The organism is Komagataeibacter sp. NFXK3, assembly GCF_054182245.1.
Genome location: NZ_JAPIVJ010000053.1, coordinates 1 through 4,167 on the forward strand (window position 1 = coordinate 1; position 4,167 = coordinate 4,167).

At 56.6% G+C, this 4,167-nt stretch carries 1 protein-coding gene and 2 pseudogenes; 1 reads left to right on the top strand and 2 read right to left on the bottom strand.

The features are described 5' to 3' along the window. A pseudogene (locus OQZ28_RS17185) lies at positions 1-132 on the top strand (IS481 family transposase); the annotation flags it as partial. A gap of 148 nt (positions 133-280) precedes the next feature. On the opposite strand, the pseudogene OQZ28_RS17190 reads toward OQZ28_RS17185, so the two are convergent. Further along, a pseudogene (locus tag OQZ28_RS17190) lies at positions 281-1,494 on the bottom strand (IS701 family transposase). Positions 1,495-1,539: 45 nt separating this feature from the next. Further along, positions 1,540-3,897: a TonB-dependent receptor gene (locus OQZ28_RS17195; RefSeq protein ID WP_176644178.1), complete on the bottom strand. Its 2,358-nt coding sequence runs from the start codon at positions 3,895-3,897 to the stop codon at positions 1,540-1,542. Between the last annotated feature and the right edge of the window lie 270 nt (positions 3,898-4,167).

The window sequence follows — 4,167 nt, forward strand, 5'->3', positions numbered from 1 at the left end:
ATCACGTCGTGGCTTGAAAAACATCCCGCGTTCCGTAATCCTGATCACATCAAACCGGCTGATCGTGACATCATGAAACAGGTCGATGAAATCCTTGATTACGCCAATGACGTTTCACAACCTGACAGCTAGCACTACAGTTGTGTTTTGATGTGAGAAGCATAGGCTTTTGCCTGATGTATTCGTCTGAATCGTGACCAGTGCAGGATATGGTTGAGGGAGATCTGGCGCTGGGTCAGCCTGACGATAAGACGCCGGATTTCCTGAATGGACCACCGGATCAGACCTGGTGCGGGTTCGCTGGTCTTTTTTTGGGAGACCTGTCGTTTGCCTGTGCCCTGACCCCGGCCATCAGGGCATAGGCCAACATGACAAGGGATACGTGACGATGCCAGCCGTGCCAGGAGCGGGTTTCATTGTGATCGAGGCCGAATTCGTTTTTGGCCGTTCTGAACCCCTCTTCAATCCGCCATCGCGTGCCTTCGACCTGAACCAGCTTTTCAGGCGTCGTTCCTGAGGGGCACCAGACAGTGAAGTATGCAAGGTCCCCGTCGGCTGGGTTCCGGCGCACAAGGAGACCCCGGATCCAGGTTCTGTTGTCGGCCGGGGTATAGTCTGCCCCCTCGAGTTCGGCGAGCGGACACCACAGCCAGTCATACTGACGATCGCCTTTCGTCCCGTGTCCGGCTGACAGGGAGACCCAGTCTTCTTCTGGAGCGTCCCGGGCGATATCACGGGCTTCTCCCGCAACCGGTCTCTCTCCCAAGCCCCAGGAGTTGAACCAGTGACTGCCTGCCACCCCCAGAACATACCCTTTTGCGGCATGACGCAGGCTCATTTCGATTTCCCCTACGCCATAGACACTGTCAGCAGCGACCCATTCGAAGGGAAGGCCGGCCTGCAGGCCGCGTTCGATCATCTGTCGGGCCAGAGAAGGTTTGGTTGCAAACGTTACGTCCGCAGGAACAGAGGCCGCAGACAGCCGTACCGGATCTGATGTCCAGGCTTTGGGAAGATACAGGGCGCGATCCACGAAAGCATGACCCCGTGAAGAAACATAGGCTGCAAACACACCAACCTGACAGTTCGTGATCTTGCCAGCCGAACCCGTGTACTGGCGCCCTACACCACAGGACGCCTTGCCTTTCTTGAGAAAACCGGTCTCATCGATCACAAGAACCGCGTCTTCATCATCCAGGGTACTCTGAACATGATCGCGGACAATGTCGCGCAGACCGTCAGCGTCCCACTGCGTCCGGCCCAGCAAAGCCTGCTGACGCCAGGGGCCTTCGTCGCCTGCGGCTTCCGCACGTTGCCAGCCCGTCTTGCGCGGCAGATTGCCCAGGAGCGTTTCCAGATAATGCTCCGCTGAGACCGCAACCCGATCCTGACCAAACAGGGGCGTATTTTTTCCTTGACCGCCCGTAATCCCTCAACCGTCAGCGACAGCGTCTCCTCAACAGACGCGCCACCTGTCATCCTGTTCCGTTCCATACCAACACACGGAATCATATCTCACATCAAAACACAACTGTAGTGCTAGAAGCTGGCCTTTAAAGACGCCACATAGCTACGCATGGGGAATGGGTGATATTCGTAATACCGGGCGTTGTTGATATTATCGATGCCGGCATCAAAGGTCACAGGACCTTTCATACGCCAGTGCGCATGGATATCCACGACAAGAAACTTGTCAAAAGCACCAAATACGTGACCGACATGATCCGTATTATCGAGGGTGGAGTACATCCTGCCCTGATAGCGAAGGGCTGCTGATAGGTCGAGGCGTGGCGTGGCGTGCCAGGTCGCCTGGAATGTGTCCCGCCAGGCCGGGACATAGGGCACATGTTTTCCAGCCGCCGTAGTGCCTGTAGCACTTTGAAAACCTGGGTCAGCAAGTACGCGGGAGTCCACATAGGTCACGCTATTGGTTAGATCGAGGCCCCGGAACAACGCATTTTTCCGTTCTGCCACAAACTCCACTCCGCGGTTACGTACCTCGCCCACGTTCTGGACTGCCGTTGTATAAATGTTATTGATCAGCGTGCTTTGCGAAATAAGGGCGTTATGGGTGTTTTCCTGAAATAGCGACAGACGTAGGCTGCCATTGTGCGTGCGACGTTCAATCATCGCCTCACCAGAGAAAACCTGTTCGGGGCGGAGATTGGCATTGGGAACCGCATAGGTCCCCCCGGTTGCGACAATCTGGTAAAGTTCCGCCACGGTCGGATAGCGCCATGCCTCCCCGAATGACAGCTTGACCTCCCATCGGGGATTGATCTGCCAGTCGAGCGTTGCCTTGGGCGAAAAATTGGTCGAATGTTCCGACGGCTGGCTGGCCGCCATCTTTCCCGCCAGATTAAACCCGTCAGAGGCCCGCCAGAACTCAAGCCTTCCACCAGCCGTCAGGGTAAGACCCGGCGCGAACTTCCAGACTTCCTGTGCCCACAGGGCGTAGGTCGTTGTCCGTCCCCGCCCGTTGGCATAGAGCGTGCCATTGCCAGTGGGCGCTGAAGACGCCCAATTATCGGTGTTGTAGGTCGGGTTCCGCAGGTCATACTGGTCACGATGCGCACCGAAACTGAGCTCATGCGCCCCGCCTGGACCAGTGGGCCGCCAGATGCCCTTGATATCCGCGTTCGTCCAGCCTGAACCGCTCATGTTGGCAATGTAGCCATCGCGGGTAAAATTCGTGCCACCCAGCACGCCTGCCGGATTGCGCTGGCTATCCTGCAGATAATCATAATCAGTAAAAATGGCCTCGGCGTCCCAATGCCCTTTCGTACTGGTCTTGAGCGCTATGGTGTTCATCAGATGCTGTTCATTATAGGTGTAGGTATCATTGGCAAAGCCGGACACACCGCCAAATGTCGTAGCCCCAGATGCGGTTGACAGATAGGACTGCGCATGCGCCCGGGTCTGGCTGTCCCAGAATCCGATCATGTAGTTGAAATGTAGCCAGTCCATAAAATCATAGCGTATCCGCAGCGTCAGGTTGTCCATCGTGCTATGTTGGAGGCCGCCAGCGCCCATGACGTTGGCGACAGATCCTGTTTTGCTCAGGGACGGAATACCACCTGCGGTACCGGCAGGCATCGACGTGTTTGTGACGTAAAAAAGCGGCTCACTGAGGCTTTCCTCCCGGTTGGCGCTAAACAGCCATGAAAAATGTCCCGATCGATCGCCGATTGTGACTGCGCTGTTTGACGATCCATAATTGCCCTTGGTTCTATAACCGCCATAAGTCTGCACACTTCCGGTCTGCTTGAGCGTCGCCGTAAAGCGATCCGGCATGCGGGTTGTAATCAGCACGACACCCCCCATCGAATTGCCGGGGTACGCGGCGGCAAAGGGACCGTAGAGCATGTCGACCCGCTCAATCTGCTCGGGAGTGACCATGCCCCAGCGGGGAGCACCATTTGTGTTGTTGTTGGAGATGAGGGCAGAAATCGACGCGTCATCGACATAAACCAGGCTGCGCGCGCTGGAGTTCACACCCCATGTCCGTGTCTCCAGCGTGGCCTGTGTATCGCCGTTATTGCGTTTACGGACAACGAGGCTGGGCATGTATTTGAGCGCATCCTCGGTATCCACGATGTTGGTCGTGGCCTCGATCTGCTGCCGGTCGATGCCTGCTGTCGTCTGCGGTAGGGCAAATCGACGAATATCTGGTGCACTCCGATGCCCCACGACTGCAACATGCTCCGTTGGGCTGCCCGAGGAACTGAGGGATACATGACCATCGGAAGGGGGTATGGCCTTGCGAGGAAGATTCTCCTGCTCCTTCGACAGGGCGGGCGTCGTTATTCCCGCGGCGACAAATAAGCAAATGGCGAGCGCCGCATAATGCGCGTCAGCACTGCGCACGACGCGTGCACGTACCGTATGACCTGACATGACGTCTGTCCTGAACTGGGCTGCAATAGCCAGCAGGCATTCATCGTCCGACTCTTTGCGGCTCTCATGTTCGTCACGCGCAGGAACCGCAATAGCCCTGCGTGGGAGAACAAAAAATTGGCAAAGAAACAGAAAACCGCCCGCTAGAGCATAATCCGATCAGTCTGGTTCATATCCAGCGGCGGTGAAGCACGCTGCGGCCTGGCGATGAGAGATATCGTCAATTGCTCCACAGACGGTATTTTGAAGAGCGTCGAGGGTTCGCGGTGC

Bases quoted from the DNA above. Each gene is read 5' to 3' on its own strand.
- OQZ28_RS17195 (WP_176644178.1), bottom strand. From the start codon at position 3,897: ATGTCAGGTCATACGGTACGTGCACGCGTCGTGCGCAGTGCTGACGCG.